General features: G+C 45.5%; 22 protein-coding genes and 2 tRNA genes. 2 read left to right on the plus strand and 22 right to left on the minus strand.

Translation table 11 applies throughout. From position 1 onward, the window contains the following. Positions 1 to 30: 30 nt before the first annotated feature. Genes thyA through ACTNBF_RS02225 form a run of 3 tightly spaced genes read right to left on the minus strand, consistent with a single transcriptional unit; the run spans position 31 to position 2,659 of the window. Positions 31 to 879 (minus strand): thymidylate synthase, encoded by an 849-nt coding sequence (gene thyA, locus ACTNBF_RS02215; protein WP_441050052.1) that lies wholly within the window; start codon positions 877 to 879, stop codon positions 31 to 33. A 36-nt stretch (positions 880 to 915) separates the two neighbouring features. Next, positions 916 to 1,347, minus strand: a complete 432-nt coding sequence (locus ACTNBF_RS02220; protein ID WP_427807154.1) for a MarR family winged helix-turn-helix transcriptional regulator — start codon at positions 1,345 to 1,347, stop codon at positions 916 to 918. Between the two features lie 28 nt (positions 1,348 to 1,375). Further along, positions 1,376 to 2,659, minus strand: a complete 1,284-nt coding sequence (locus tag ACTNBF_RS02225; protein ID WP_427819870.1) for a homoserine dehydrogenase — start codon at positions 2,657 to 2,659, stop codon at positions 1,376 to 1,378. 168 nt (positions 2,660 to 2,827) lie between these two features. On the opposite strand from ACTNBF_RS02225, the gene ACTNBF_RS02230 reads away from it, so the two are divergent. After that, entirely contained in the window at positions 2,828 to 3,715 is an 888-nt protein-coding gene (locus ACTNBF_RS02230; RefSeq protein ID WP_441050053.1) for a hypothetical protein, read from the plus strand. A 102-nt stretch (positions 3,716 to 3,817) separates the two neighbouring features. Here ACTNBF_RS02230 and ACTNBF_RS02235 read toward each other — a convergent pair whose 3' ends face one another. The 3 genes from ACTNBF_RS02235 to ACTNBF_RS02245 all read right to left on the minus strand — a co-directional run bounded on the left by ACTNBF_RS02235 (position 3,818) and on the right by ACTNBF_RS02245 (position 4,960). After that, positions 3,818 to 4,324, minus strand: coding sequence for a CarD family transcriptional regulator (locus ACTNBF_RS02235; RefSeq protein ID WP_427819872.1), 507 nt, complete (start codon positions 4,322 to 4,324; stop codon positions 3,818 to 3,820). A gap of 81 nt (positions 4,325 to 4,405) precedes the next feature. Further along, positions 4,406 to 4,840, minus strand: a complete 435-nt coding sequence (locus ACTNBF_RS02240) for a hypothetical protein (protein WP_441088696.1) — start codon at positions 4,838 to 4,840, stop codon at positions 4,406 to 4,408. A gap of 47 nt (positions 4,841 to 4,887) precedes the next feature. Further along, positions 4,888 to 4,960 (minus strand) — tRNA-Gly (locus ACTNBF_RS02245). A 232-nt stretch (positions 4,961 to 5,192) separates the two neighbouring features. Here ACTNBF_RS02245 and ACTNBF_RS02250 point away from each other — a divergent pair. After that, positions 5,193 to 5,265: transfer RNA gene (locus ACTNBF_RS02250), tRNA-Gly, on the plus strand. Between the two features lie 141 nt (positions 5,266 to 5,406). On the opposite strand, the gene aspS is transcribed toward ACTNBF_RS02250, so the two are convergent. The 16 genes from aspS to ACTNBF_RS02330 form a co-directional block, all read right to left on the minus strand. Then, entirely contained in the window at positions 5,407 to 7,212 is a 1,806-nt protein-coding gene (gene aspS / locus ACTNBF_RS02255) for an aspartate--tRNA ligase (protein ID WP_441050055.1), read from the minus strand. A 26-nt stretch (positions 7,213 to 7,238) separates the two neighbouring features. After that, on the minus strand, positions 7,239 to 8,510 hold the full coding sequence (gene hisS / locus ACTNBF_RS02260; protein WP_427819874.1) for a histidine--tRNA ligase: 1,272 nt from the start codon (positions 8,508 to 8,510) through the stop codon (positions 7,239 to 7,241). After that, complete coding sequence (hemZ, locus tag ACTNBF_RS02265) at positions 8,495 to 10,039, minus strand: coproporphyrinogen dehydrogenase HemZ (protein WP_441050056.1); 1,545 nt, start codon at positions 10,037 to 10,039, stop codon at positions 8,495 to 8,497. Before hemZ ends, hisS begins: the two co-directional genes overlap by 16 nt. Positions 10,040 to 10,085: 46 nt before the next feature. Continuing rightward, on the minus strand, positions 10,086 to 10,709 hold the full coding sequence (locus tag ACTNBF_RS02270) for an MBL fold metallo-hydrolase (protein WP_427807147.1): 624 nt from the start codon (positions 10,707 to 10,709) through the stop codon (positions 10,086 to 10,088). Between the two features lie 33 nt (positions 10,710 to 10,742). Next, complete coding sequence (locus ACTNBF_RS02275) at positions 10,743 to 13,067, minus strand: RelA/SpoT family protein (RefSeq protein WP_427819876.1); 2,325 nt, start codon at positions 13,065 to 13,067, stop codon at positions 10,743 to 10,745. A gap of 19 nt (positions 13,068 to 13,086) precedes the next feature. Beyond that, positions 13,087 to 13,611: an adenine phosphoribosyltransferase gene (locus ACTNBF_RS02280; protein ID WP_427807145.1), complete on the minus strand. Its 525-nt coding sequence runs from the start codon at positions 13,609 to 13,611 to the stop codon at positions 13,087 to 13,089. Between the two features lie 71 nt (positions 13,612 to 13,682). Beyond that, complete coding sequence (gene recJ, locus ACTNBF_RS02285; protein WP_441050057.1) at positions 13,683 to 15,464, minus strand: single-stranded-DNA-specific exonuclease RecJ; 1,782 nt, start codon at positions 15,462 to 15,464, stop codon at positions 13,683 to 13,685. A 90-nt stretch (positions 15,465 to 15,554) separates the two neighbouring features. Continuing rightward, the gene (gene secD, locus ACTNBF_RS02290) at positions 15,555 to 17,729 is read right to left on the minus strand and encodes a protein translocase subunit SecD (protein WP_441050058.1); all 2,175 of its coding nucleotides are present in this window, start codon (positions 17,727 to 17,729) and stop codon (positions 15,555 to 15,557) included. A 3-nt stretch (positions 17,730 to 17,732) separates the two neighbouring features. Then, on the minus strand, positions 17,733 to 19,133 hold the full coding sequence (scfB, locus tag ACTNBF_RS02295; protein ID WP_427807142.1) for a thioether cross-link-forming SCIFF peptide maturase: 1,401 nt from the start codon (positions 19,131 to 19,133) through the stop codon (positions 17,733 to 17,735). A gap of 90 nt (positions 19,134 to 19,223) precedes the next feature. Next, positions 19,224 to 19,367 carry a six-cysteine ranthipeptide SCIFF gene (scfA, locus tag ACTNBF_RS02300; protein WP_008369659.1) on the minus strand — a complete coding sequence of 48 codons (144 nt, stop codon included), beginning with the start codon at positions 19,365 to 19,367 and terminating at the stop codon, positions 19,224 to 19,226. An 89-nt stretch (positions 19,368 to 19,456) separates the two neighbouring features. Then, the gene (locus ACTNBF_RS02305) at positions 19,457 to 19,828 is read right to left on the minus strand and encodes a TIGR04086 family membrane protein (RefSeq protein WP_427807141.1); all 372 of its coding nucleotides are present in this window, start codon (positions 19,826 to 19,828) and stop codon (positions 19,457 to 19,459) included. 392 nt (positions 19,829 to 20,220) lie between these two features. Then, positions 20,221 to 20,865, minus strand: a complete 645-nt coding sequence (gene pcp, locus ACTNBF_RS02310) for a pyroglutamyl-peptidase I (RefSeq protein ID WP_427807140.1) — start codon at positions 20,863 to 20,865, stop codon at positions 20,221 to 20,223. A 78-nt stretch (positions 20,866 to 20,943) separates the two neighbouring features. After that, on the minus strand, positions 20,944 to 21,933 hold the full coding sequence (locus ACTNBF_RS02315; RefSeq protein ID WP_427807139.1) for a peptidase: 990 nt from the start codon (positions 21,931 to 21,933) through the stop codon (positions 20,944 to 20,946). Between the two features lie 27 nt (positions 21,934 to 21,960). Beyond that, on the minus strand, positions 21,961 to 22,914 hold the full coding sequence (locus tag ACTNBF_RS02320) for a DUF979 domain-containing protein (RefSeq protein ID WP_441088697.1): 954 nt from the start codon (positions 22,912 to 22,914) through the stop codon (positions 21,961 to 21,963). 13 nt (positions 22,915 to 22,927) lie between these two features. Then, positions 22,928 to 23,623, minus strand: coding sequence for a 5-oxoproline transporter, DUF969 family subunit (locus ACTNBF_RS02325; RefSeq protein WP_441088698.1), 696 nt, complete (start codon positions 23,621 to 23,623; stop codon positions 22,928 to 22,930). A 26-nt stretch (positions 23,624 to 23,649) separates the two neighbouring features. Continuing rightward, complete coding sequence (locus ACTNBF_RS02330) at positions 23,650 to 26,913, minus strand: M14 family metallopeptidase (RefSeq protein ID WP_441088699.1); 3,264 nt, start codon at positions 26,911 to 26,913, stop codon at positions 23,650 to 23,652. Positions 26,914 to 26,935: the final 22 nt, after the last annotated feature.

Here is a 26,935-nt window from a genome sequence, read left to right on the forward strand (position 1 = left end):
TGCTTCTCTCCTTTATCCCGTATTTCGCCTCTACACAGCGATTGGTATATCCTTGATCTGAGGTCCCGTTACATAGTTATCAAGACGGACATCATCTTTTGTAAATGCATAGAAATCTTTAATTTCCGGATTCAGCCAGAACATCGGTGCCGGATGCGTCTCTCTGGTGATCAGTTCCTCGATCAGCGGGATATGACGATCGTAAATGTGCGCATCCGCAATCACATGTACGAACTCTCCAACCTGCATATCGCAGACCTGCGCCAGCATATGCAGAAGAACCGCGTACTGGCAGACATTCCAGTTGTTTGCCGCAAGCACATCCTGAGAACGCTGATTCAGAATCCCGTTCAAGGTAAGTTTGTCACTTCCTTTTTCCTTCGTCACATTAAACGTCATGCTGTACGCACACGGATAAAGATTCATCTCATGAAGATCCTGATGCACATAGATATTGGTCATGATTCTCCGACTGTACGGATTGTTCTTCAGATCGTAAATCACCCGGTCCACCTGATCCATCATTCCTTCTTTATACTGATGCTTGACGCTCATCTGATAACCGTAGGCTTTCCCGATGGATCCGTCCTCATCCGCCCAACTGTCCCAGATATGGCTGCTTAGATCATGAATATTATTCGACTTTTTCTGCCAGATCCATAACAGTTCATCGGTACAGCTCTTGATCGCTGTCTTTCTGAGCGTGATTGCCGGGAATTCCTTACGCAGGTCATAGCGGTTCACAACACCGAATTTTTTGATCGTGTATGCCGGTGTTCCGTCCTCCCATCTCGGACGAACCTTCTCCCCTTCCGTGCTGGTTCCGTGATCAATAATGTCCCGGCACATATCTATAAAAACTTTGTCTGCATAACTCATGTCTCTTTCTCCTTTACCACTTAGAATCTGTCCGATTTACGGTTCAGAAATATTATATAGTACTTTTTCCAGCGCTTTTTTGAGCGCCTGTACTTCTTTCTGTGTCATTCCCATCGTAAGCTGCCTGTCACTCTTCTTCCTGCTTGCCTCCATCTTCTTCTGAATATCGTAGGCCTTCTCAGTCAGATAAATGTTCTTGCAACGTTTATCCGTCGTACTGGGCACGGATAAAATGAATCCCTTCTCATCCAGCCGTTTCAAAAGACCTGTCACCGTCGGATTCTTCAGACTTAAGTGCCGTTCGATATCACGCTGTGTGATCTCTTCCTTGCTGCTGTGAAATAAATAATCCAGTACCGCGCACTGTGAGGAAGTGATGCCGATCGACTTCAGCATCCGGTTGAAATCTTTTTCATAAATATTATTAATCTGTTTCACCAAAAAGCCTATCGTCGTACGCTCACGCATTGCTCCACTTCCTTTCTCTATGATTCCCTTAATATTCCCGGATGATACTGCTGATTTCTTTTACGATCGGCATTTCCTTAAGAGCATCCACTGCATCCTTCATATGATATTCCTTAACTGCCGCGGTTCCGATAACCAGTTCAGCATGCATTTTCTTCGCTTCTCTTTGTACGACCCGTTCGATGCTGACCTTGTGATCGCCAAATACTTTCGCGATTTGCGCAAGAACGCCCGGCTCATTCGTTACCTGCATTCTCAGGAAAAAGCGGTTCTTGACTTCTCCAAACTCTTTGACCGGCAGTTCTTTATAACATCCGCATCCGATTCTTCCCATGCAGCCGTACTGCATATTCCTTGCCACATCCAGAATATCTCCTACTACCGCGCTTGCCGTAGGCATCTCACCTGCTCCTCTTCCATAGAACATGGTGTCTCCTACCGCGTCTCCATGCACGAACACTGCATTGAAGGATTCTCTTACCGTAGCCAGAGGATGATTCTTATCAATGATCATCGGATAGACACCGACTTCGATACCCTCTGGCGTATTTCTTGCTACCCCAAGCAGCTTGATAACACAGTCAAATTCTCTGGCATATGCGACATCTCTTGCTGAGATCTTTGTAATTCCTTCCGTATACACATCGTCGAATACGACTCTGGAATGGAATGCAGCGGAAGCCATGATCGCCATTTTACGTCCTGCATCCAGGCCCTCGACATCTGCGGTCGGATCCGCCTCCGCATAGCCCAGCTCCTGTGCCTGTGCCAGAGCCTCACCGAAGTCCATTCCCTCTTCAAACATTTTCGTTAAAATATAGTTTGTCGTTCCGTTTACGATTCCGACGACTTCATCAATCTCATTTGCCGCAAGACATTGTTTCAACGGTCGGATAATCGGAATTCCTCCGGCAACCGCCGCTTCAAAGAGAAGATCTACCTTATGTTCCCTGGCGGCTTCCAACAGCTCTCTTCCATGTTCCGCAATCAGATCCTTATTCGCCGTAACCACACTTTTACCTGCTGCAATCGCCTCCAGAATCATCGTTCTGGCCGGTTCAATTCCTCCCATTGCTTCAATGACGATCCGAATTTCTTCATTTCCGATAATATCCTCCCAACGGTCCGTCAGAAGGCTCTGTTCGATTCCATGGCGTGTCTTTTTCAAATTATGTACAAGAATCTTCTCGATCTCAAGATTTGCTCCAATCTTCTGTTCCATCTCATCACTGCGGCGTCCAATCAACTTATACACACCTGTTCCGACTGTCCCCAGTCCAAGCAGTCCGATTTTAATCACCTTATTGTCCATCGTATTTTAATCCTTTCCTGTATCTCGAGTAAATAGTCATTAATTGGTTCTATTCTATCACTTTTTTGAATACGTGCAAAGAAGTTTCTTGACTTCTTTTCCAGAAGTGATAACATTATATATGTATGGACATTAAGACTATGAAAAGCCAAAGAGGAGAGATAACGAATGAAATGCCCCATTTGTAACAAAGAACTTGAGATCAGAAACAAGAAAGTCGGTGAGACTGCAGACGGTGAGGCTATCTACAACGAATTTGCCATTTGCCACGATTGCAAGAAACAGTGGAATTTAGATAAACAGCGTGCCAAGAAGGAAGTTGATACAGAAACGCCAAAGCCAAAGCGCAAAAAACGCCCGGTGAATCCGAATCCTGTTCCGGGAAATGAAAACCCGGTGAGAAAGGCACCTGTCTCCGAGTCTTCTGCCAAACCGGCAGCCCCTGCCAGGAAAAAGAAACCTGTTCCTTCCGGGTCTGAGGCAAACACCCAGGAATTCCCACAGGCAAAGGCTGCAGCGACTGAGAAGAAGGCAGCTCCGAAGAAGAGACCTGTTTCTCCGGAAGCTAAAGAAGCAGCACCCAGAAAGAAACCTGCTGCTCCGGTAAAAGAGAAAACTATGCCTGAGAAGAAAACCGTTCCTGCCAAAAAGAAAAAAGCAGCTCTGGATGAGACTGTTGCAATTGAACGTCCAGGCTTCGATGAAGAAGCACCGCGTCCGAAGAAAAAACCACGTCCGGTAAAACCGGCACCGCGCGCAATGGAAGATCCGATCGAGGAATTTTCCGATGCACTGGACAGTGCCTTTGAGGATCAGCCGAAACCGGTCAGACGCAAACAGATCGATAACAGAAAGTCAGAACAGACTTACTCCAACATTCCGCCGAAGCATGTGCGTGAATCCCGTGAAAAAGAAATGCGTGAGAATTACCAGAATATGCTTGATGAAGATGACGAGGATGAAGGCGGACGTTTTCCGGTCGTACTGGTCGTGATTCTTGTCATTCTGATCCTTGCTGCAGCTGCATTTGCCGGATACTGGTTCTTCCTCCGGTAATCGGATTTTGCTTTTCGTATATTTTAGTGAATGAAATTCATTACATAAAAGAGGAGTCTGCCTCAGCCATTAACCGGCAATGCAGACTCCTTTTTTCTGATTCTATTTTTTCTTTCGTTTTACCGACTCTTCAATAATCCGGCACACTTCATCCTTGTTTTTCCCGAGTGCAAAACCAAGTTCTGAATACAGGCTCTGTTCCGCCTTTTGAAAATAGCGCTCATCTACCATCATCGTTTTTTTGCCCTGGGCCATTCTTTTCTGCTTGCGCAAGTATATCATTTTAATAATACTGATCAGAGATTCCGGATCGCCGCTTCGAACCGCTTCCTTATATCGCTGCTCCCTCATTTTTTCATTGTCCACCCACATTTCCTCAATCTCGGGTATTTTGTCGATCAGTTTCAAAGCTTCCTCTTCCGTCATAGCCTTTCTGATATTGGTTTTTGTGTCGACAGGGACATATATTTTTTCGGCCTTCTCTCCAACCGGTATCAATAAATAGTACTCTTTCTTGCAATCAACTCCAGACATGTTCAAATGCAGGATGTCTTCCACTTTGCATACACCATCTGTAGATTTTACAATGTAATCTCCAATTTGATACACAATCATACCTCCTTCATTCTCCGCTCGATATTCGCTGTGTCTACTTCGATTTCTACAACCGACACATTCCAAAACAGCACCTTATAATATATGATACCATTTTTTTCGTCCAAATTTCAAAGGTATAAATTCACAAAAAATAAAAAGTATCCGTGCACACAGAATCGTGACAGGAATCATTACAAGAATCAGAATACCGGCCAAACCGGTAGACGCAATCCCCATGACAGTTAGGATTGATATCAAAACAGCAGGAACAACCATGATGAGCAGTTTATTCTTTACATATGTAGGTCCATTTCCACGTCCAATCATACCGAGTGTCATACATCCGAAAAGTGCCGGTAAGAGGTAATTACTGGCTGTTGAAAAATACTCATTCTGAAGGATTCCTTTCAATGATGCAATCAATAATACACCGACAAACAGAACGATCAGTGTTACGATTCTTGCGCGCTTATCTTCGTTGTTAACAATAAATGTCCAGAAAACTTTACTAGCATTACTTCTGAGCAAAGAATTACATAAAAAAAACAATGGAGCATAAACTCCATTGTTTCCAGAGCGACAGACGGGACTCGAACCCGCGACCTCCACCTTGGCAAGGTGGCGTACTACCAACTGTACTACTATCGCATGTATGAATTTGCGTTCCTCTGAACAAAATATAGTATACCCTATATGCGTGCACTTCGTCAACCCTTTTTTTCGTTTTGCATGTATGACTTTTCATTTGTTTCAAACGAATTGTCAGCAAAATATCCACAAATCCTCAAAAAGTTGAACATGCATTTCTTCACAAATCAGTTGACAAATGTTCATTCATAAGGTATAGTATATATTGTTCTGAGGAACGACAATTACACATGCGATAGTAGTACAGTTGGTAGTACGCCACCTTGCCAAGGTGGAGGTCGCGGGTTCGAGTCCCGTCTGTCGCTCTTTAACCACTGAGATATCCCAGTGGTTTTCTTTTATACAATTTTTTTGCAAGTCTAGATTATTCGTCATGGAAGTGAAGTTTTCTATAGAAAAAAGCACGTCATCCATTTTCTGGACAGCGTGCTTCTCTTCTTTTATTCTTATTCTTCTTCCTTCTCTTCCTTTGTTCCCGCAAGTTCCAGTCCCAGCTCTTCCAGCTGTTTTTTGTCAACTGCTGCCGGAGCCTCGGTCATCAAATCAGATGCATCCTTCACCTTCGGGAATGCGATCACGTCGCGGATGCTGTCCTGTTTTGCCATCAGCATAACCAGACGATCCAGTCCGTAAGCAAGTCCTGCGTGCGGCGGTACACCGTATTTAAACGCATTCAATAAGAATCCAAACTGTTCTTCGGCCTGCTCGGGTGTGAAACCGAGTACTTCAAACATCTTACTCTGGATTTCCTGATTGAAGATACGCACACTTCCTCCTCCGATCTCGTTTCCGTTCAGAACGATATCGTATGCTTTGGCACGTACTCTTCCCGGATCAGAATCGATGTACTGAAGGTCTTCTTCCATCGGCATGGTGAACGGATGATGCATCGCTGTGAAACGATTCTGCTCTTCACTCCACTCAAGAAGCGGGAATTCCGTTACCCAGAGGAATTTGTATTCGTTTTTATCCAGAAGTTCCATCTGTCGTGCGAGCTCCAGGCGGAGTGCTCCGAGGACATCCCATACCACTTTATTCTTATCAGCAGCAAAGAGAAGCAGGTCGCCGTTTTCTCCTCCCATAGCCTCGATCAATGCTTTCTGTTGTTCTTCATTCATGAATTTAGCAAAGGAAGATTTCACGGTACCGTCTTTCTGGATTGCAATGTAGGCCAGTCCTTTTGCACCATAGTCCTTTGCGAAATCAACCAGCTTGTCAATTTTCTTTCTCGGCATCGCGCCCTGTCCTTTTGCGTTAATGCCACGGACAGTTCCGCCTTTTTCAATCGCATTCTTAAAGACTACAAAATCAAAATCTTTTACAACTTCTGTCACATTCTGAAGTTCCATACCGAAACGAATGTCCGGTTTGTCGGATCCGAAGCGATCCATGGCCTCCTGCCAGGTCATTCTCTGGATCGGAAGCTCAACATCGATATCCAGCACTTCTTTGAACAGCTTTGCAAGAAGACGTTCATTGACATCGATCACATCGTCTACATCAACAAAAGACAATTCCATATCGATCTGTGTAAATTCCGGCTGACGGTCAGCACGGAGATCCTCGTCACGGAAACACTTTACGATCTGGAAATAGCGGTCATATCCGGAACACATCAAAAGCTGTTTGAAAATCTGCGGTGACTGCGGAAGTGCATAGAAATTTCCCGGATGAACACGGCTCGGAACAAGATAATCTCTTGCGCCTTCCGGTGTACTCTTGATCAGGAAAGGAGTCTCAATCTCAAGAAATCCTTCTTCTGCAAGGAACTGACGAGTCAGCGTTGCCACACGGCTTCTCATCATCAGATTTCTCTGAATATCCGGTCTTCGAAGATCAAGGAAACGATATTTCAAACGCAGATCTTCCTTTGTCTTGGAATTCTCTTCAATCGGGAACGGAGGTGTCTCGGATTCGGACAACACCCTGAGTTCTTCCGGTTTGATCTCGATGGCACCGGTTGCCAGATTTTCATTGACCGCACCGGAACGAGCTTCTACTTTTCCTACAACCGCAATGACAAATTCACTTCTCAGCTTCGCAGCCTTTTCAATAATCTCCGGAGCTGTGCTTCCCTCTTCACATACGACCTGAATGATTCCTGAACGGTCACGCACATCGACGAAAACCAGTCCTCCTTTATTTCTGTTCTTCTGAACCCATCCCATGATGGTCACTCTCTCACCAATATTTGCCTCGGAAAGTTCCGCACAACGGTGCGTTCTTTTCAGGCCCATCATTGATTCTGCCATGATTTCTTCCTCCTGTTTTTATCTATTTACAGTTCCATTACGGAATCTTTATAGCAATCCGTAATATCCTCATACCCATCCGCGATCAGCTGATCCTTCTGGAATTTTTTATTCTTCTTCATGTTGGCGATCAGAACCTGCTTTCCGTTTGCACGGTCTTCTTTCGCCATAGCAAGTACTTTCAGAATTCCTTCCTGATGCATGCCTTTCTCCAGAAGGTATGCCTTCTTCTGACGCTTTGACGGGATCTCATATCCATTCTCCAGAAGAAGCATAACAATACGCTCAAATCCAATCGAGAATCCACATGCCGGGGTGTCCTGACCGGTAAATTTACCGATCATCTTATCATAACGCCCGCCTCCGGCGACTGCACCGCCAAACTCATCCATCGTAACCTCGAAAATAGTTCCGGTATAATAAGACTGTCCGCGCACCAGAGTCGGATTAAATTTCACTTTAAAATCTGCCTCCTTAGCACTTTCCACGCAGGAAATGATCGTTTCCATGCTGTCTGCCACCTTCTCATCTAGGAATCCTGCCAGCTTCTTGCGGCAGAAACGGATTCCTTCCACATCCGGGCTGATCTCATCAAAAAGCCCCAGATAGGTGTCAACATTTTCTTTGGTATACCCCATCTCCTGGAGTTCAGCTCCGACACCTTCAGCTCCGATCTTATCCATCTTATCCAGAATAATAAATACTTCATCGAAATCTTCTTCTTTAAAGCCGCTGTATGCTGCCATGGCTTTCAGAATATTCCGGTCATTAATATTGACGGTGAAATTATGGAAATCCATCTTCCCAAGCATCGTTGTGGTCGCCAGAATCAGCTCGATCTCGGCCAGATTGCCCGGTTCTCCGAGAATATCGATATCACACTGCATGAACTGGCGGAACCGGCCTCTCTGCGGACGGTCAGCACGCCATACATTTCCGATCTGAAGCGCCTTAAATGGAGACGGTAGTTCATTTGCATGGTTTGCGTAATATCTTGCGAGCGGTACAGTCAGATCATAGCGGAGTCCTCCGTCCACCAGATCCGCCTCTTCTTTCGCCTCATCGATCTTAAGCTTCTCACCACGTTTCAAAATCTTGAAGATCAGTTTTTCGTTATCTCCACCCTGTTTACTGCAGAGATTCTCAATATGTTCCACACATGGAGTCTCCATGGAGGTAAACCCGAAAGTTTTGTAAGTGTCTTTGATCATCTGGATTACGTAATCCCGGATCTCCATCTCCTTCGGGAGCATGTCCTTCATACCGGTAACCGGTTTCTTCTTTAATGCCATAGCCATTCTCCTTTTCGTTCTATCATCTCATGGACTCGTGAAATATACTCTCCCACGTCCCTGACATTTTCTATTCTGATCAGATTCGTCATTCTGCCGTTCCTGCTGCCCGGCGCCGGAATCTCATAGGGAAGTACGATCTTGGTGGAAGCACCCGCCCCCGCTGCAATGATCGATTGTTTTTCCTCCATAATTAGTATATTGTAAATTCCGGCTTTGTCAACCTTTGCATAGCCCACATTTTCAAAATTTCCGGCGATATTCTTCTGCCGATACAGATAATACGGATGCAGATCCATCTCTCTCGCAGCCACAGACGCCATATCGATCATTTCTTCCAGCTCACGGGCCATCTGTGCATTCTTCATCTGCTCCTCTCCCGCGTTTCCGCCGCCCGTCTGCTGGGCCTTCTCCCTTGTAAGCCGGGAACCATGCTTCATTGCAAGTGCATGTACAGTCAAGCTGTCCGGCTCCAGCTGCCGTATCTGACGCAGTGTGTCTTCCATATCACAGGGATGCTCTCCCGGGAGACCGGCAATGAGATCCATATTGATGTTGTCAAATCCGATTTCGCGGGCCATATGATAGACGCATACGATATCTTCTACTGTGTGATGACGTCCGATCGCATCCAGAGTCCTCTGCTGCATCGTCTGTGGATTGATGGAAATCCGCCCAACGTTGTGCCGGTATATAACTTCCAGTTTCTCCTTCGTGATACTGTCCGGACGCCCTGCCTCGATTGTAAACTCTTTCAGCTCTTCATAGCTGAATTTTTCTTCCAGATGGGTAAGCACCCGATCCATCTGCTCTGCGCTCAGCGTCGTAGGCGTTCCTCCGCCCATATAGATCGTGTTCAAATTTTTATTGCGTGACATTTCGGCAATGCCGGTCAGTTCCTCCAGAAGCGCATCCACATACTCATCCGTACGTTTTTCCCATTTTGCGATCGGATAAGACGTGAAGGAACAATAACTGCAGGTCGTGGGGCAAAACGGAATTCCGATATAGAGGCTGTATCCATTTTCATAATCCAGCTTTCCAAGCTGTTCCTTCTCCCGTTTTGCGATTTCGATACCGAGGCGTGCTTTCTTCTCACCTACCACATAAGTATCTGCCATAAATCTGACGATTTCGTCATCAGAAAATCCTTCCTCCAGCTTCTCCATGAGCATTTTCGTCGGACGTACTCCTGTCATATCCCCCCATGCATGGCTTTCTCCTGTGAGTTCTGACAACCATATATATAATTTTTTATTGATATATCTCTTTTTTTCCCTTTTATCTGCAATCGGATCCGTTTCAGACGGTTCAACCGTAAAGATTCCCGGTTCGTTACTACCTAAAAAGGTTCCGCGAACCTCTTCGTCGTTTGCTTGGCAACAAAAACAAGAATCACCATCCACTCTGATCTGAATCAGTGATTCTTGTTCTGCATCCACCGTCTGGTTTATCACGGCATCCGGAAAGAACGATTTTACGATATGATACATGTCGTAGGTATACCGCTCATTCTGACATATAATCTGAATCATGCCTTATTAAACCTCTTCTGCCTGTGTTTTTCTATCCATTTTCATGTTACACATAAGGATTATTTACCTTTTCATTCCCGATCGTTGTTGCACCCATATGTCCCGGATACACGATCGTCTCGTCCGGGAGAAGGAACAGCTTCTCCTTAATCGAACGGATCAGATCCGAAGTACTGCTCGTCGCGAAATCAGATCTTCCCACGGAGCAGCAGAACAGCGTGTCTCCGCTGAAAAGTACATTTGCATCTTTCACATAATAACAGACACCTCCTGCCGTATGTCCCGGTGTATGAATCACCTGAAATTCATATCCGATCAACGACAGCACATCTTTGTCATGAATCACCTCACCGCCTGCATAGCTGTATCCCGCCGTATAGGTCGTAGATTCGTTCAGTTCCGCTTTGTGAAGGAGGTCCAGATCATTTTCTTCCACATAAACCGGGATTTCCCCAAACATGGCTATAATCTTATCAATTCCCATAATATGATCAAAATGCGCATGCGTCAGAAGGATGGCTTTGGGTTTTAATTGTTCCTCTTCCATATAACTCACCATTTTCCGTGAAAGATTCGCCGGATCAACGATGACCGCTTCCTTCGTGTCTTCATTTGACAGAATATAACAATTGGTACTGATAATACCTGTTACAAACTTCTCTATTTTCATATTCATATCCTCTTCTTACGATATATTTTCTATTTAACCGACTGCACGTTCAATATCCAGCACACCTTGAAGCTGACGGAGCTTTTCAATCACTTTCGCCAGTTCCTCACGCCCATGTACGACAAAACCTGCTTCGATCGTTGCCGTTCCCTGCTTGCTGGTGCGCACATTCATAGACTTCACATCAATATTCATCTCCGTCAGGACTTTGGACATATCCATCAGCAATCCCTGACGATCATTTGCATACATCTTGATTTCGGCCAGATAACTTCCGTTGCCTTCACCGTCCGCCGGTTTTTCCCACTCAGCCGGTATTAGTCGTGCACGTTCCGGCTCTGATAAATGAATCATATTCACACAATCCGTCCGATGGATCGACATGCCGCGGCCTCGAGTGATAAATCCGACGATCTCGTCACCCGGAACAGGATTACAGCATCTGGAAAAGCGCACTGCCATATCGTCAATTCCCTTAACAACGATTCCACTTTTCGATTTTGCAATGTGAACCTTATTCTTGGATGCCTCCGCGATCTTTTCCATTACGATCTCGTCGGTGATCTCTTTTTTGTGATCCTTGCCGTATTCTTCAACAAGACGGTTGATCACCTGACCTTCTTTCAGGCCGCCGTGTCCGACCGCCGCCAGAATAGAATCCCAGTCACGAAATCCGTATTTTTCCTGCACGATCTGCATGTATTTCGGCTTCAAAAGATCAGCCAGTACAAATCCTTTCGCCTTGCTGTAGGCCAGCATCATTTCTTTTCCGCGTACAATATTTTCTTCGCGGAACTCTTTCTTGAACCACTGATTGATCTTATTCTTCGCCTGTGTACTTTTGACGATATTCAGCCAGTCCCGGCTGGGACCTTTGGAATTCTGTGAAGTCAGGATCTCGATCCTGTCACCGTTTTGTATCTTATAATCAATATTGACCAGCTTACCGTTCACACGCGCACCGACCATTTTATTGCCGACTGCAGTGTGGATCGCATAGGCAAAGTCAATCGGCGTAGAACCATTCGGAAGGTTCTTCACGTCTCCGTTCGGGGTAAAGCAATATACATCCTCCGCAAACAGGTCCAGATCTCCTTTGAGGAGGTTCATAAATTCCCGGTTGTCGGACATATCTTTCTGCCACTCCAGGATCTGTCTGAGCCAACTCAGCTTCTCCTCTTCCTTCGCTTCTACGCTCTTCTTACCGTCATTTGATTCCTTATATTTCCAGTGTGCGGCAATACCATATTCTGCCGTTTTGTGCATCTCTTTGGTTCGGATCTGAATTTCAAACGGCTGGCCGACAGAGCTCATCAAAGTCGTGTGAAGCGACTGATACATATTTGCCTTCGGCATAGCAATATAATCCTTGAATCTTCCCGGAACCGGTGTGTACATCTCGTGAATGACTCCCAGCGCAGCGTAACAGTCTTTCACAGAATCTACAATGATCCGGACTGCGAACAGATCATAGATCTGATCCACGGTTTTATCCTGGTTGACCATCTTTTTATATATACTGAAGAAATGTTTCACTCGACCGTTGACTTCCGCCTCAATGTTCGCATTTTCCATATGAGCGGAGACCTCATCCACGATCTGCTGAACAAACTCCTCTCTCTCTGTCTTTCTCGCATTGATCTGTTTCACCAGATCATAGAATACTTCCGGTTGAGAGTATTTCAGTGCCAGGTCATCCAACTCTGTCTTTATTTTAGAAATACCAAGCCTCTGCGCGATCGGCGCGTAGATGTCCATGGTCTCTTTCGCCTTTTCCTTCTGCTTCTCCGGCCGCATATACTGCAGAGTCCGCATATTATGCAGACGGTCTGCAAGTTTAATAATGATAACGCGGATATCTTTTGCCATAGCAAGGAACATTTTCCTAAGGTTCTCCGCCTGAACATCCAGCTTATCCGCCGAATAGGATAACTGTCCCAGCTTCGTCACACCGTCCACCAGAAGTGCGACTTCGTCTCCGAATTCTTCCTTGATCTCATCATACGTCATGACCGTATCTTCCACAACATCGTGAAGGATTCCTGCTGTGATCGTCTCCTTATCCATCTCCAGCTGCGCCAGAATGATTCCAACCCAGAGCGGATGAATGATATAGGCTTCCCCGGACTTTCTCTTCTGACCTTCATGCGCGTTTTTCGCGATACAATATGCTTTTTCGACCATTGAGATGTCCGCCGACGGATGATATTTCTGAATCCGCGCAATTAAACTATTATACAATTCATCCGGGTTCTGATAGTCTGCAGGTGCCTTTACCGCATGGCCATCGACGATATCCAGTTTTTTATTACTCGCTTCAATCAGCGGCTCCTGACTGATGTCCCATCCATCTGCCATATCTTCCCCCTCCTTTTCCTTAGTTTCCGGGATATTGGATTACGGACTCAACCGGATAACCTTCCAGTTTGCTCCGTCCCTTCAATCCTTCCAGCTCAATCAGACAAAGAAAGCCTACAACTTCTCCGCCCAGTTCCTCGACCAGCTTAATGATTGCTTCTGCGGTTCCTCCTGTTGCAAGAAGATCATCCACTATGATCACTTTATCTCCCGGCTTGATGGAGCGCTTGTGAATCTCGATTTCCGCGGTGCCGTACTCCAGCTCATAGGAAGCAGATATCGTCTCACATGGAAGTTTTCCCTTCTTTCGCACCGGCACAAATGCCTTGTGATGGTTGTACGCGATCGGCATTCCGAAAATGAAACCTCTGGATTCCGGTCCGACAATCACATCAAATTCTCTGTCACCTATTTTTTCTTCCAGACCATCAATTGCAAGATGAAGTCCATCCGCATTTTCCAATACACTTGTCACGTCTCTGAAAATAATTCCCTCCTGCGGGAAATCCGGAATACTTACTACATAATCTTCTAACTTTTTCATGAAACCTTCCACCCTTTGTACGCATAATAAAATATTATTAATTATATCACAAAATTCTGAATTTTCAAAATCTATTTATAATTTTGAATCACAATCTGTGGAGTTTTTATTCCCTGGTATTCATTGATATCGGGATAATATGTAAATGCCATTTCGATTCCCTTCTCTGCGCGGATTCTTGGCACATTCCTGCCGCTCAGCATATCCTGATATGCCCGATCCCCGAACTTCTGTTTTATATAATTCAAAAAGCCTTCTATATCACCGAAATACATTGCATCGATCCCGGTTCCGTTCGTATCTTCCACGCGAAGTTTCAACACATTCCGATTTTTTCCCAGGATCCGCGCTCCAAGAACATGTACTTTTCGTTCTGCAAACAGCGGCTTCGCGTTAGCCTTTCCGAATGGTTCCAGAACCTTTATATCTCCGACAAATTTCTCCGTCACCGCAGAAAAAGGAAGCTGCATATCAATCTGTATCTTTTCCACGAGGTCTTCCTCTGATAGCTGTGATTTCCGGTTGATCTCCTGGCGGAACTGCTCCAGATTCTCTTCCGGAAGCGAGAGACCTGCCGCCATCTTATGTCCGCCAAACCGCGTCAGAAGATGCGCACAGCGATTCAATCCTTCATACATGTGCCATGTCTCAATTGATCGACCGGATCCTTTCAGCCCTTCCTGGGCGCGGGTCAGGACAAACACCGGTCGGTAATATTTCTCCCTGACTCTTCCTGCCACGATTCCCGCAAGACTCTCATGACACTGCGGAAGATAGATTACCAGAACATCATCATCCCGGATCTCCGTATTCTCAACCTGAATAAACGCTTCCTCCACCGCCTGGGCCGTCATGTCCTTTCTGCTGTCATTCAAAGCCTTCAAATCCCCTGCCAGCACATCTGCCTCTTTCTGCGTTCTTGCTTCCAAAAGCTCCAGCGCCCGCTTCGCTGTATCCAGACGGCCGCTTGCATTCATGCACGGTCCCAGGACAAATCCAATATGATAGGTATTCAGGTTCGCAGCATTGACTCCTGTACATTCAATCAGCGCTTTTAATCCCTTATTCTTCGTACGCTTCAGCATTTCCAGGCCCTGCTTTACGAAAATACGATTTTCATCCACGAGATCCACCACATCTCCAACCGTGGCAATGGCGACATTTTCCATCAAATAATCCAACTCACATACATCACTGTCCATTGCTTCTGCCAATGCTTCCACAAGCTTATAGGCGACTGCAGCTCCGCAGAGACCTTTAAATGGATACAGACAATCCGCTCTTTTGGGATCAACAACCGCATCCGCCTCCGGGAGAAGATATGCTCTTTCGCCTTCCTCTTCGCGATAAGGTACTTCATGATGATCTGTCACAACCACCGTCATCCCCATGCTTTTTGCATAAGCTATTTCTTCTGCCGCCGCAATCCCATTGTCGCAGGTCACAATGGTGTCAACATCCGCGTCAAGTGCCCGGTCGATCAGGTGGCGATTTAATCCATATCCGTCTTTCATTCGATCCGGAATATCACTGTCCACATCAGCTCCCAGATAACGGAACCCTTCCAGGAGAATGTAGGTCGACTGTATTCCGTCTATGTCATAATCCCCGATAACACGGATACGCTTTCCTGCCCGGATCCGCTCCACAAGGACATTGACAGCCTTATCCATATCCTTCATCAACATTCCATCATAGAGATCCGCAATCGTTCCGTTCAAATATTTCGCAATCGCCTCATCCCCGATGACATCTCTGTTTCGAATCAGTGAAGCGATTCGCGGACTGATATGAAATTTCTCACTGATATGTGCAAAATCCGCACCTTTTCTCAAAAGTACCCAGTTTTCCATCTTATCGTTTCCTTTCAATCTTATCCTGATATATGGAAAAGGTGTCGGAAAACTCCAACACCTTTTCTCTATCAAATTTCATAATACAATTTATTTTTTCTTCTTTCCGCCTGCCGGAACTTCTATCTTCTTCCATTTGGTCTTCATCATATACCACAGGGCTCCTGTGATGCATACAGAAGAATATCCGCCGCATACGATACCTACCATCAGAGGGCTTGCGAATTCCTTAATCGAACTTACGCCCAGGATGTAGATCACTGCAACCATGACAAAGGTAGTGAGTGAAGTATAAATACTTCTGGTAAGTGTATTGGTGATACTCTTATTTACTACGTCTGCCAGGCTTTCATCCCGTTTCTTCAAATGTATTTCTTCACGGATACGGTCGAATATAACGATCGTCGCATTGATGGAGTATCCGACAATAGTAAGCATACATGCGATGAATGTATTTCCTACGGAGACTCTTGCCACTGCGTAGAAAGCCAGTACTACAAGAACATCGTGCAAAAGTGCGATAACCGCGCTGGTTGCGAAACGGATGTCTTTGAAACGGAACCAGATGTAGATCAGCATACAGATCGTAGCGATAATTACCGCGATGATCGCATCCGTTCTCATCTCTTTGCTGACAGTAGAACTGATATTTTCTGCTGTAATCAGAGATTCATCTACTCCGAATTTATCTACAAGTGCCTGATTCAACGCTTCTCTCTGTTCCAGATCCAATGTCGTAGTCTTAATGATCACCTGTGTGCTGTCTTTCACCTTCTGCGTCTGAACATTCTTATCGCCGGTCACCTCTTCTACAACCGGTACGATGAGAGAATCAATTTCCTTGATATCATAATCTTCATTGAAGGTCACATTGGTAGCCGTACCACCCTTAAATTCCAAGCTGTAATTCAGAGAGCCATTTCCGCCTGCTGACTGCACCCCCATTGTAATCAGGCCAACCGCAATGACTGCAATCGAAATTGCGAAACAAAGATTCTTTTTGCCAAGGAAATTGAATACCTTTGTCTCTTTCTTCTTTTTTGCATAGAATTTCTCATCACGGATTCCAATTGCATAGAAGGAAAATACAATTACTCGAGTGATCACAAGTGCTGTGAACATGGAAATCACGATACCAAGAGCAAGTGTCTGAGCAAATCCTTTGACAGAACCGGAGCCCTTAAGTCCCAGTACGATTGCCGCGATCAAAGTAGTCACGTTACCATCCACGATCGCGGACATTGCCTTCTTAAATCCGTTTCTGAGTGATGATCTCACACTCACTCCGGCAGCAATCTCTTCCCTCACACGCGCGAAGATAATAACATTCGCATCAACTGCCATACCGATACCGAGGATAATACCCGCGATTCCAGGAAGAGTCAGTGTAATGTCAAATGCGTTCAAAAGTACAATGACCAGTCCTGTATAAATGAGAAGTGCAAGTCCTGCAGCAAAACCAGGAAGCAGGTATACAATACACATGAAGATAAAGACTAACGCAAGACCGATCGCTCCTGCTTTCAAGCTTGTACTGATTGCTTCCTCACCAAGCTGTGCCCCCACTACATTGGAACGGAGTTCTTCCAGTTCCAGCTTCAGTCCACCGATTCGGATCGTTGAAGCAAGTGTGTCAGCTTCCTCATAATCTGCCATACCTTCGATGACAGCCTGTCCATTTTCAATCACAGAATTAACCACCGGTGCACTGATCGTTTCGCCATCATAAACAATGGCGATCTGCTTTCCAAGATTTTCTTCCGTTGCCTTTGCAAATTTCTCTGCGCCTTCGTCCGTAAGCTCCAGAGCCACAACATACTCATTATTCTTTGTCGTGCTGTTCTGCTGAGTCTGTGCCTGAGCACTCTTCACATCAGAACCACTTAATACGACTTCTCCGTTCGGATCCTGGAATTCCAGTGAGCCCGGTTTTCCGAGTTCTTCCAGAACAGTATTTGCATCGGAAACACCCGGAATCTCAATGCTGATCCGGTCATCGCCTTCCTGATAAACAGAAGCCTCTGTACTGTACTGTTCCACACGTTTCTGTAATTTGTAGATGGTATCTGCCATCTCTTCTTTGGTCGGATTCTTGTCCTTTGCCTGATAGGTAATGCTGACACCGCCGGCAAGATCAAGACCCAGGTTAATGTTCTTTGCTGCACCGGAATGTGAGGATCCGAATCCCTGAGCACAGGTAAATCCAAGCAGTCCCATAAGTGCAGCGATCAGAACAAGGCTGATAATCCCTTTACTTTTCTTCATGTCCTACTTCCTTTCTTCTGCCAAAGCAGCCTTTATCATGATTGCACATTCTACCCGCTTACGCTCCATCTCGCATCCGATGTCATAGGAGTCGTTCAGACCGCCTGCATATTTATATGCATTCGCCATACAGCCTCCGCTGCAATAGAATCTGGCAAAACATTTCTTGCATTTTTCCTTGGTATATACATTACAGCACCGGAATGCGTCCGCAATCTCCGGTTTTGTAATTCCTTCATCCACATTTCCCATCAGGAAATCTTCATCTCCGACAAACTGATGGCACGGATAGAGATCGCCCCACGGAGTTACCGACAAATACTCTGTTCCGGATCCGCATCCGGACAATCTCTTATACAGGCACGGTCCGCCTTCCAGATCGATCATAAAATGGAAGAAATTAAAGCCTTCGCCCTTTCTTTCCTTCTCAATCACGAACTGCGCCAGCTTATCATATTCTTCAAAAATCTTCGGCAGATCCTCTTCACGGATCGCATACGGATCCGAAGCATCCCCGACAACCGGTTCGATGGACATCTGTTTGAACCCAAGCTCTGCAAAATGCTTTACATCCTCGGAGAAGTCCAGATTATTTCTGGTAAATGTTCCCCGGATATAGTAACGCTCCTGATTTCTGGAATCCGCAAGTTTCTGGAATTTCGGCACGATCAGATCATAACTGCCCTTCCCGTTTCGGAACGGTCTCATACGGTCATTGACTTCTTTTCTTCCGTCGAGACTCATGACCACGTTATCCATCTCTTTATTGATAAACTCCTGGATCTCATCATTCAGCAGAACACCATTCGTCGTCACTGTAAAACGAAAATGCTTATTATGTATCTTCTCCTGTTCTCTTCCGTATGCAACAAGATCCTTGACAACCTGCCAGTTCATCAGCGGTTCCCCGCCGAAGAAATCCACTTCCAGATTACGTCTGCTGCCCGAATTGGCAATCAGGAAATCCAGGGCTTTCTTTCCCACTTCAAAACTCATCATGGCTCTTCTTCCATGATATTCTCCTTCTTCTGCAAAGCAGTATCTGCATGCCAGATTGCAGTCATGCGCAATATGCAGGCACATTGCCTTCACAACCGTCTTGCGTTTCACGACCTCACCGATGAGCGGCTCATAAGTATCCTTCACAAATAACTGCCCCGACTCCGTGAGTTCTGTCACATCCTCTAATATTTCTCTTAATTCTTCTTCCGGATATTTATCCTTCAGCTCCGCTTTCACTGCCTCCCAGGTCTCATCCTGACGAAGCGTCTCGGCTGTCTGGTTCTCATTCCTTGCATTCAGACATGCAATCACGTCATATGCTGCCTGATCCACCGTATGAACGCATCCGCTGTTGATATCCATCACGATCAAATATCCGTTATTCTGGTACTGATGAATCACAACCGGTACCCCTTTCTAATTTGTTTTCCATAACGCCAATAGACAGCGGCTTTTAGCCGCTGCCTTGATTCATACTAAGATAAAATTCTCTTATTTGCTGTGCTCGCAAGTCTGATTTCCTACGGTACAGGATGTCTTACAAGCAGACTGGCAAGATGTCTGGCATTCTCCACATCCGCCTTTTTTTACTGTATTGTTCAGAGTCTGTGTATTCAATGTCTTAATATGCTTCATTGCAATCTCCTCCTTACTTTTCACTATGCACTATAGTATATCACAACACCCTTGACAGCGTCAACGTCAAAGTGTTACAAGTTTTCTTCTCATGAGAGCATACCTCCCAGCATCCCCCCCGCCACACAAAGTGCAAATGAAACCAGCATACTGCTTCCTCCCTGGATTGTGCGGTATACACCGATTGAAATCATGAGAAGCAGTGCAAAATACAGGATTCCGATCAGAGTCCCCCACAGGAACCGCCTCGTTCCTGCCAGCTTGCCTGCTATCATTCCTCCGATAAAAGCAGATACCAGATACACGATCAGGATTCCGATCTCTACTTTCTTCTCATCCAGTCCAAACTTATACAGCAAAAACGTCAGAAGCAAAAGAAGCAGGGCTGTCACGATATAAGAAGCAAGCAATGCCTTCAGTATTTGAATCGGTTTGATCACAGAATTCACTTTCTTTTCCATGTTCTGTTCCTCCTTATCTAAAACATGTGTATGCAGATAAGTTTAAAATCAGAACGAAAAGCTGTTTCTAATCGTACAGGAACTTTACATAAATGATGGATTGTTGTCGGAGCAGACATATCACAGAACACACCGTTGAGCATCTCTCTTTTTTCCGTTTTATTATCCCTTTTAGGGTTCTTCAATATTTATTACAAATGTTTACCTGGGTATTTGGGCAATAATACCGGATAATAGTTCTGCCTTGCGAGTGAACTATGGCAATTAGTATTATCATAAATCAAGTTTAGAATAAGGTCAGCTGCAGTCTTTCCCTATGTAAAAAGGAATGCCCACCATCCGGTAAGCATTCCTCTGATAATTCCATATTTTCTGCCAGAATGATTCTTTTCCTAATGGGTCGTTCCCATTGCTTCTTCAATGTCTTCTGTATTGTTTACAGTAGCCTCAATCGCATATTCAAGGCACTTCGCAATCATTTCCAGAGACATGAACGGAGTCCCGTTCGGCTTATCGACCACCTGCTCAGCAGCAAATGGTACATGAATAAATCCGGCACGAATGTTGGTATATTTTGTTGCTGCCATATGAAGTACGTTATACATCACACAGTTGCATACATAGGTTCCTGCTGTATAGGAAATATGGCAAGGGATTCCATGATCACGGATGTTCTTTACAATTGCCTTAACCGGAATCGTCGCAAAATATGCCGGTGCGCCGTCCACCTGAAGCGGTTCATCCATAGGCTGCTCTCCGGCATTATCCGGAATACGCGCTTCTGCAAGGTTCACTCCCACCTGTTCGATGGTAACACAAGAGCGACCGCCTGCCTGTCCGACATTGATGACAACGTCCGGCTGATATTTCTGGATCCCTGCTTCTACAGCCGGACCACTCTTTGAAAACACCGTCGGAATCTCCAGTTTAATGATCTCTGCCCCCGCGATCGTATCCGGCAATAATTTTACTGCCTCATATGCAGGATTTACTTTTTCTCCCCCAAACGGGTCAAAACCTGTTACTAATACCTTCATGTTCGTTTCCTCCTTACGACTTTTTCTGACCATTGACAAAAAGTTCCGCATGCGGAACTTTTTGTACCACCGCCGGTACTAATATACCACCGGTTCTGGTATGATAATCTTCCCTTGCTGCATAATCTGTCTATTATCAGTATAAATGTCCGGTTCCAGACACACAAGGTCAAAATGACCATTTGCGTTCTGCTTGCCTCCCAGCGCCAGATTCCTTCCCAGGCCAATATGAAAAGTTCCGTATGCCGATTCGTCTTCGATATAACAATTTCCCAGACACCGGGAATAAGAATTCAGACCAATCCCAAATTCTCCTCCGATATAGATTCTCGGATCCCTGTATTCTTCCATATAGTTTTTCAGTTTTATGCCGGTATGCGTTTCTTCTATATCTGTTATCCGCCCCTCGTGAAACAGAATCCGGGTCGGCTCATTTGCACGCCCTATATAACCGAGAGAACCGTCCAGCATCATAACGCCTTCTGTCTTCGTCTCCTCGATCGGAACGTATACCTCAATGCTGGCAGAAGAATATCCTTTTCCATCTTTGATCACACCGTTGAAGAAGCCCGGATTCCGGTTTTCTTTATACATGACCAGATCCGTTCCCGCCGATGTCGTCACATGGATTTTTTCAGAACTGCGAAGGTATTTCATGATCACCTTCGCCATCAGACGGCTTTTCTTCGTATCCATCGTCATGAAATCATATTCCAGCATGGATCTGCCATCATTTGTAGAAAGCGGGAGGGACAGGAACTTCTTGTGCTTCTGAATCGCACGTTTTGCCGCTTTTGTGGTCACAAGTGAATAATCGGTCGCAGCGATTATGGCCGTATACGGGTCGAACACTTCCTCATTCGTGTCAAAAAATACCCCTACCAGCCTTCCTGCATCTTCCACAGTCAGCGTATTGACCGATCTTGCTCTTCCGATCGCACATTTCCGCAGCATTCTCGCTTCCGGCAAATGCTCTCTTGTCGTCACGATCAGCAGCTTGTCCCACGGCTTCACCCGGACCCAGTCACAAATCACAATTTGGGCTCCCCGCTCCATATCCCGACTCATCTTTCCATCATCCTTTTTCGTAAATGCTTATTTGAATAAGATCATATAGCAGATCTGGAATACCAGCATGATCATAGCTATAAGAACCTGATTCTTAATAACACCCCAGCGATCCTTCATATTCAGAATAGCAACCGGAACGATATTGAAGTTTGCAGCCATAGGTGTACAGAGCGTTCCACAATATCCGCATGTAAGAGCAAGCATACCGATTATAACCGGATTTGCTCCATAAGCAAGTACGAACGGTGCGCCGATACCAACTGTCATAACTGTGATCGCTGCAAATGCGTTACCCATGATCATAGTAAATAATACCATACCTACTGCATATACAATAATACCTAAATTTACATTTCCCTTCGGAACGATATTTTCTACGATACCCGCAATCACTTCGCCGACACCTGCTGCAGTGAACACGCCACCCAGACATCCAAGAAGCTGAGGAAGCATACAGAGAGGTCCCATCAGAGAAAGGAAACGCTCTGATTCTTTCAAAAATACATCCGGTTTGTTTTCAGACGGATTGTAAACCATCAGAATGATAACAGCTACTAATGTACCGAGTGTTACTGCAAGCATGGAACTGATATTGGTAAACAAAGCCATGCAAAGTGAGAAGATACCAACGCAGACAGCCGGGAAGAAGATCTTCATACCAACTTTCTTGTACTGCTTCTGTGTATATTCTTTGGTCGGAACTTCTGCTTTTCCGACTTTTACCTTCTTGAAGATCGGCGGGATACACATGATAATAACCAGTGCACCGGAAACCTTCGCCGGCAGCCATGTACCAAATGCACACACGATACCGAATGAACACCAGAAAACGGCTGTTCCGATTCTGGAAGAATTTTCTTTGTCAAGTAAGTTCTTAATACCTGCGTAAATTGTAACAAGTCCGATTATGATCCAAACGATATTAACCAGATTTGTGTTTAAAGTAGGGTCAATCTGAATAAATTTTAAAGCACTCATTTATGTCTCCTCCCTATTTCTTTGTTGTCTTTGCTGAATTGCCATAGTATTTCTGCTGCATTTTCTTATCCTTGATCACTACAAATGCACATGCAACGATCAAAGCAAAGATTGCAACCGGGATTTCTGTTACAGCAAGATCGATCAGTTCTACTTCGTATCCGAGTCCGGCTAATGTAGTCTGTACAAGAATACCGCCGGCTCCACCTACAAAGAGCACCTGGAAGAAGAACCATGTAACGTTTTCCATTGCAGATGCCATACCTTTTACATCTTCAATATGTTCCTCTGTTGCTTTGTTTCCGCCATTTTCAATCGCAGCTTCTGCCATTGGAAGAACAACCGGGCGGATGAATCCGGCAACACCACCGAATCCTACGTTGAACGCTCCGAAGATACCACGCATGATACCGTATGCAGCAACAACCTTACCTGCAGTAGCACCTTTCACCTTCTTAATCAGGTCTGCAGCTGCCTCACGTAGTCCGTTTCTCTCCAGTACACCGGTTACCAGAAGAATCATGATGAAAATTGCCATACTTCTGTTGGCAACAAAGTTTGTTCCAATTGTTTCCAAAAGTCCACCGATTCCAAGACCGCCCACAAGACCTGTTGTGATCAGTGCAAGGAAAATAATGAGGATTGAATCCAGTTTCAGCGCAAATCCTACAATTACGATTAAAACGCCAAGTAATTTGATGAGTTCCATAGAAATCTCCTCCTTTAGAATATATTTTATTTATTTTTTCCAGATCCGCCGACAATCATTGGCCGTAATCGACAGTATCTGGCAAAAACCGCATTGTCACGTAAGCCGCAATCACAGTCGAAGACATTCTCTGCCTTCATAAGCATCTGCAGTGTCGCTTCGTCATGAGCCACATGAGCCCGGGCGCATAAATTCAAGTATTCTCCCTGTGCCGTCTCATCCGCCACTTCACTTGTGTAGGCAACCGTGGTGATCCATGGGAAACGGATCGACGGATACCGATGAGTCGGATCCGACGCAAACGGGATCCAGTAATTGATCATATTTTTATAGTAATTTGCCGGGAAAAGCTTCGGCATCCATGCATGTGCATATTTTTCAAACTGCGCACTCCACTCGAGATTCCATCTCGTCATCTCTTCATCCTCGGCAATCTTGTCTGCGATCACATCTTCCATCTCTTTGTTCACTGGATAATTATCCTTGTATTCCGGATTGGTAACATACCAGAAATATCCATACAGCAGAGATCTCGGAAGCCAGAATCCTTTGTAGGAAGGTGAAGTATAACCTGAAAACTGCTGTTCCCACTCATGGCTCGGTACACCGTGATTATCTACGATCATATCCGGCACAAATTTTTCAAACAACCGTGTCAGTCCCATCGCTTCACTATGTATCGTATCCGGGCGGAAATGCTCATAATAAAATTCTTTACCAATTGAATTAAATCTTGCCACATGCAGTTTCCAGTTTGGATGTTCCTTCTGAAGCTCGTAATGAATTGCAGCGCCATCCACATTTTCCATCGGAACAAGTACCAGGTTCAGCTTCTCGGGAAGATCCCTGTAAATATCTTCCGTCAACAGTTTCTTCAAAAGAATCAGGGAAGCATTCGTACTGGACACCTCGTTTGCATGATGGCGGGCATTGATAACCTCACTCGGGCATCTGGTCAGCCGCTTCGTCATAGACAGATATCCCTTGTACTCTGGTTTAAGCCAGATCGCATATACTTCTCTTCCGGCATAAGATACCGCTGTACGGAACACATCGATTCCTTCTACCTGCTTTAATTCTTCAATAATCTCACAATTAGTATCATAACCAATCAGTTCCTGTTCATGCAGGTCAATCTCGGTAATCTTCTTCACCGGGCGGTCTTTTTTTTCAGGAACTGCCGCTTCGTAGCTGTGTCCGTTTTCATCCCGGAGTACAATACAATAACATGGATCCAAACGATTCGCAAGATCAAGAATGCCTTTATCAAAAAGCTCGGCATAAGCAGAAAGTACCATTTCCGGAACGCCTTCTGTTCGAATCAAAAGTTCCAACCGGTCTCCGCACATCCGTATACGTTCTGCCCATACCTGTACATCTTCTCTGTTCTTCTGTGAAACCACTTCATTACCTTCACACAGAATGCAGGCCGATTCCCGCAGCTGCTCATAAAGCGTCACTTTAAATACCGGTGCTCCTTCCCGGTTATGGATCTCAGGAAGGATCAGTCCCGGTGCATCCAGCATGACATCTGCTCTTTGTACGCCGTAATTCTTAAAATAGTCACTTCCGACAAAATACATATCTTCATGCAGCGCATCCAGAGAGGAAATCAGATCTTCTCTGCTCCCGGTTCTGTAATCCGGCTCACTTACCGTAACATCCAGCGAAAGTTTATGGAAGAACGGCTGCAGATCAGAACGGATTTCTCCGCCCGTCTTCTTCTCGATATATCTGCGGCAGTCAGGCAGCACTTCTGCCTGATAGATATCCCAAACTTCTTCCAGATCTGTCTTGATCTCTTCAGAAAGCTTTTCTTCTCCATTTACCCACACCCGGACATAACCGGTCGCCGGATGAACCTTTCCCATCTGCGGATATTCATCCATATACGGACGTTCCTCATAATGTACCAGATACCGGAATTCACGACTTTCTTCTCCCGCAGCAACACGGCAGAGATAGGTGATATTCTCATCACCTTCGTACGGAAGGAACACCACATCCTCACGTGCGATTCCCAGTTTTTCTGTGATGATATCCTCAATCGGATAAAGCTCCTGCAAATAGCGGATCGGAAGGTCATACCATTTATCCGGATTATCGGCCTTCAAATTATGATAAGACGGTGTTGCACCGTTCTCATCAAGCCACTCGGTCTGCCCTTCCGGAAGAAACGGTTTGAAATAAATCTCAACCTTTGTCGTATCTACCTTTGCAGCTTCCGGAATGACAACTTCTTCCATCCACGAAAATCCCTGCTTGTAAGCACAGATCAGCTGCGCCTGTTCCAGCACTGCTCCTTTTTCTTCAAGATGTTTCGCTACATCTGCAACGATCCTGCTGCGCACTTTTTTGTCCTCACTGAGCGCGCCTTCGATTCTGACCCGATCTCCGCATCCGATGCATGGATAGATCTTCTCTTCCAGAACCTGTGTAAATGTATCCACTTCCCACGGAAGCTCATATACTTTTTCATAGACCTTGCGGCCGGATTTATAATTGTAAAATACAGAATCCGGGAATTGTTCTTTCTGTTGATCGGTAATCTCCGGAGATCCATACAGTTCATATGCTCCCGGCTCCGTCTGCTCATACGCGCTCAGATAGGCGAGCTGTCCGTCTGCATTTCTCAAAGCGAAATCATCCGCCATATCCATCAGCACATCCCGCCAGCTTCTCCATGCATCGACAACCGGGAATTTCTCACAGACAAGGGCGGACAGCTTCTCCAGTTCTTCGCCGCGTCCTCTTACATACAGGCGAACCGCATTCTCTTCCTGCTCCACTGCCATCTCTGCACTCTTGGCATCTTCAAACACGATCGCATTCCCCTGATAGGTCTCATCTGCAAGGATCTTGCCCTCATAGGCAGTGGTCTCCATTCCCAGACGAAATGCAATGTTACACGCCGCCGTGATCATAGACAGATCCGCTTCCTTGGGCAGGATTATCCGAACATCCAACTTGTCCGGCAGAAAGTCATAATCCTCATCTTTCAGGAACTCCCCGGTTCCAAACAGAGTCTCAAGACCTTTCTTCTTTCGGAAATCAGTATCAAAAATCGGTCCTTCTTTCTTTGCCGGCAGATATCCTTCCGGTGCTGCTTTGGCTTCCAGTCTCCATAAAGCGGTCAGTTCGTCTTCGGTTCCCGGAACCTCGATTTCTCCGTCCAGTGCCGCTATCGGAAATTCTGCTGTCTCCGTCTGGAATCCATAAAGCAATGCTGCCTCAATGGCTAGCTGTTTCTCCTTCCATTCCATGGAATTCTCCAACCTCAATCTCTTCATCCCGCAACCTCCTCGCAGTCAA

It is taken from the genome of Bariatricus sp. HCP28S3_A4 (assembly GCF_052066395.1).
Lineage (GTDB): Bacteria > Bacillota > Clostridia > Lachnospirales > Lachnospiraceae > Allocoprococcus.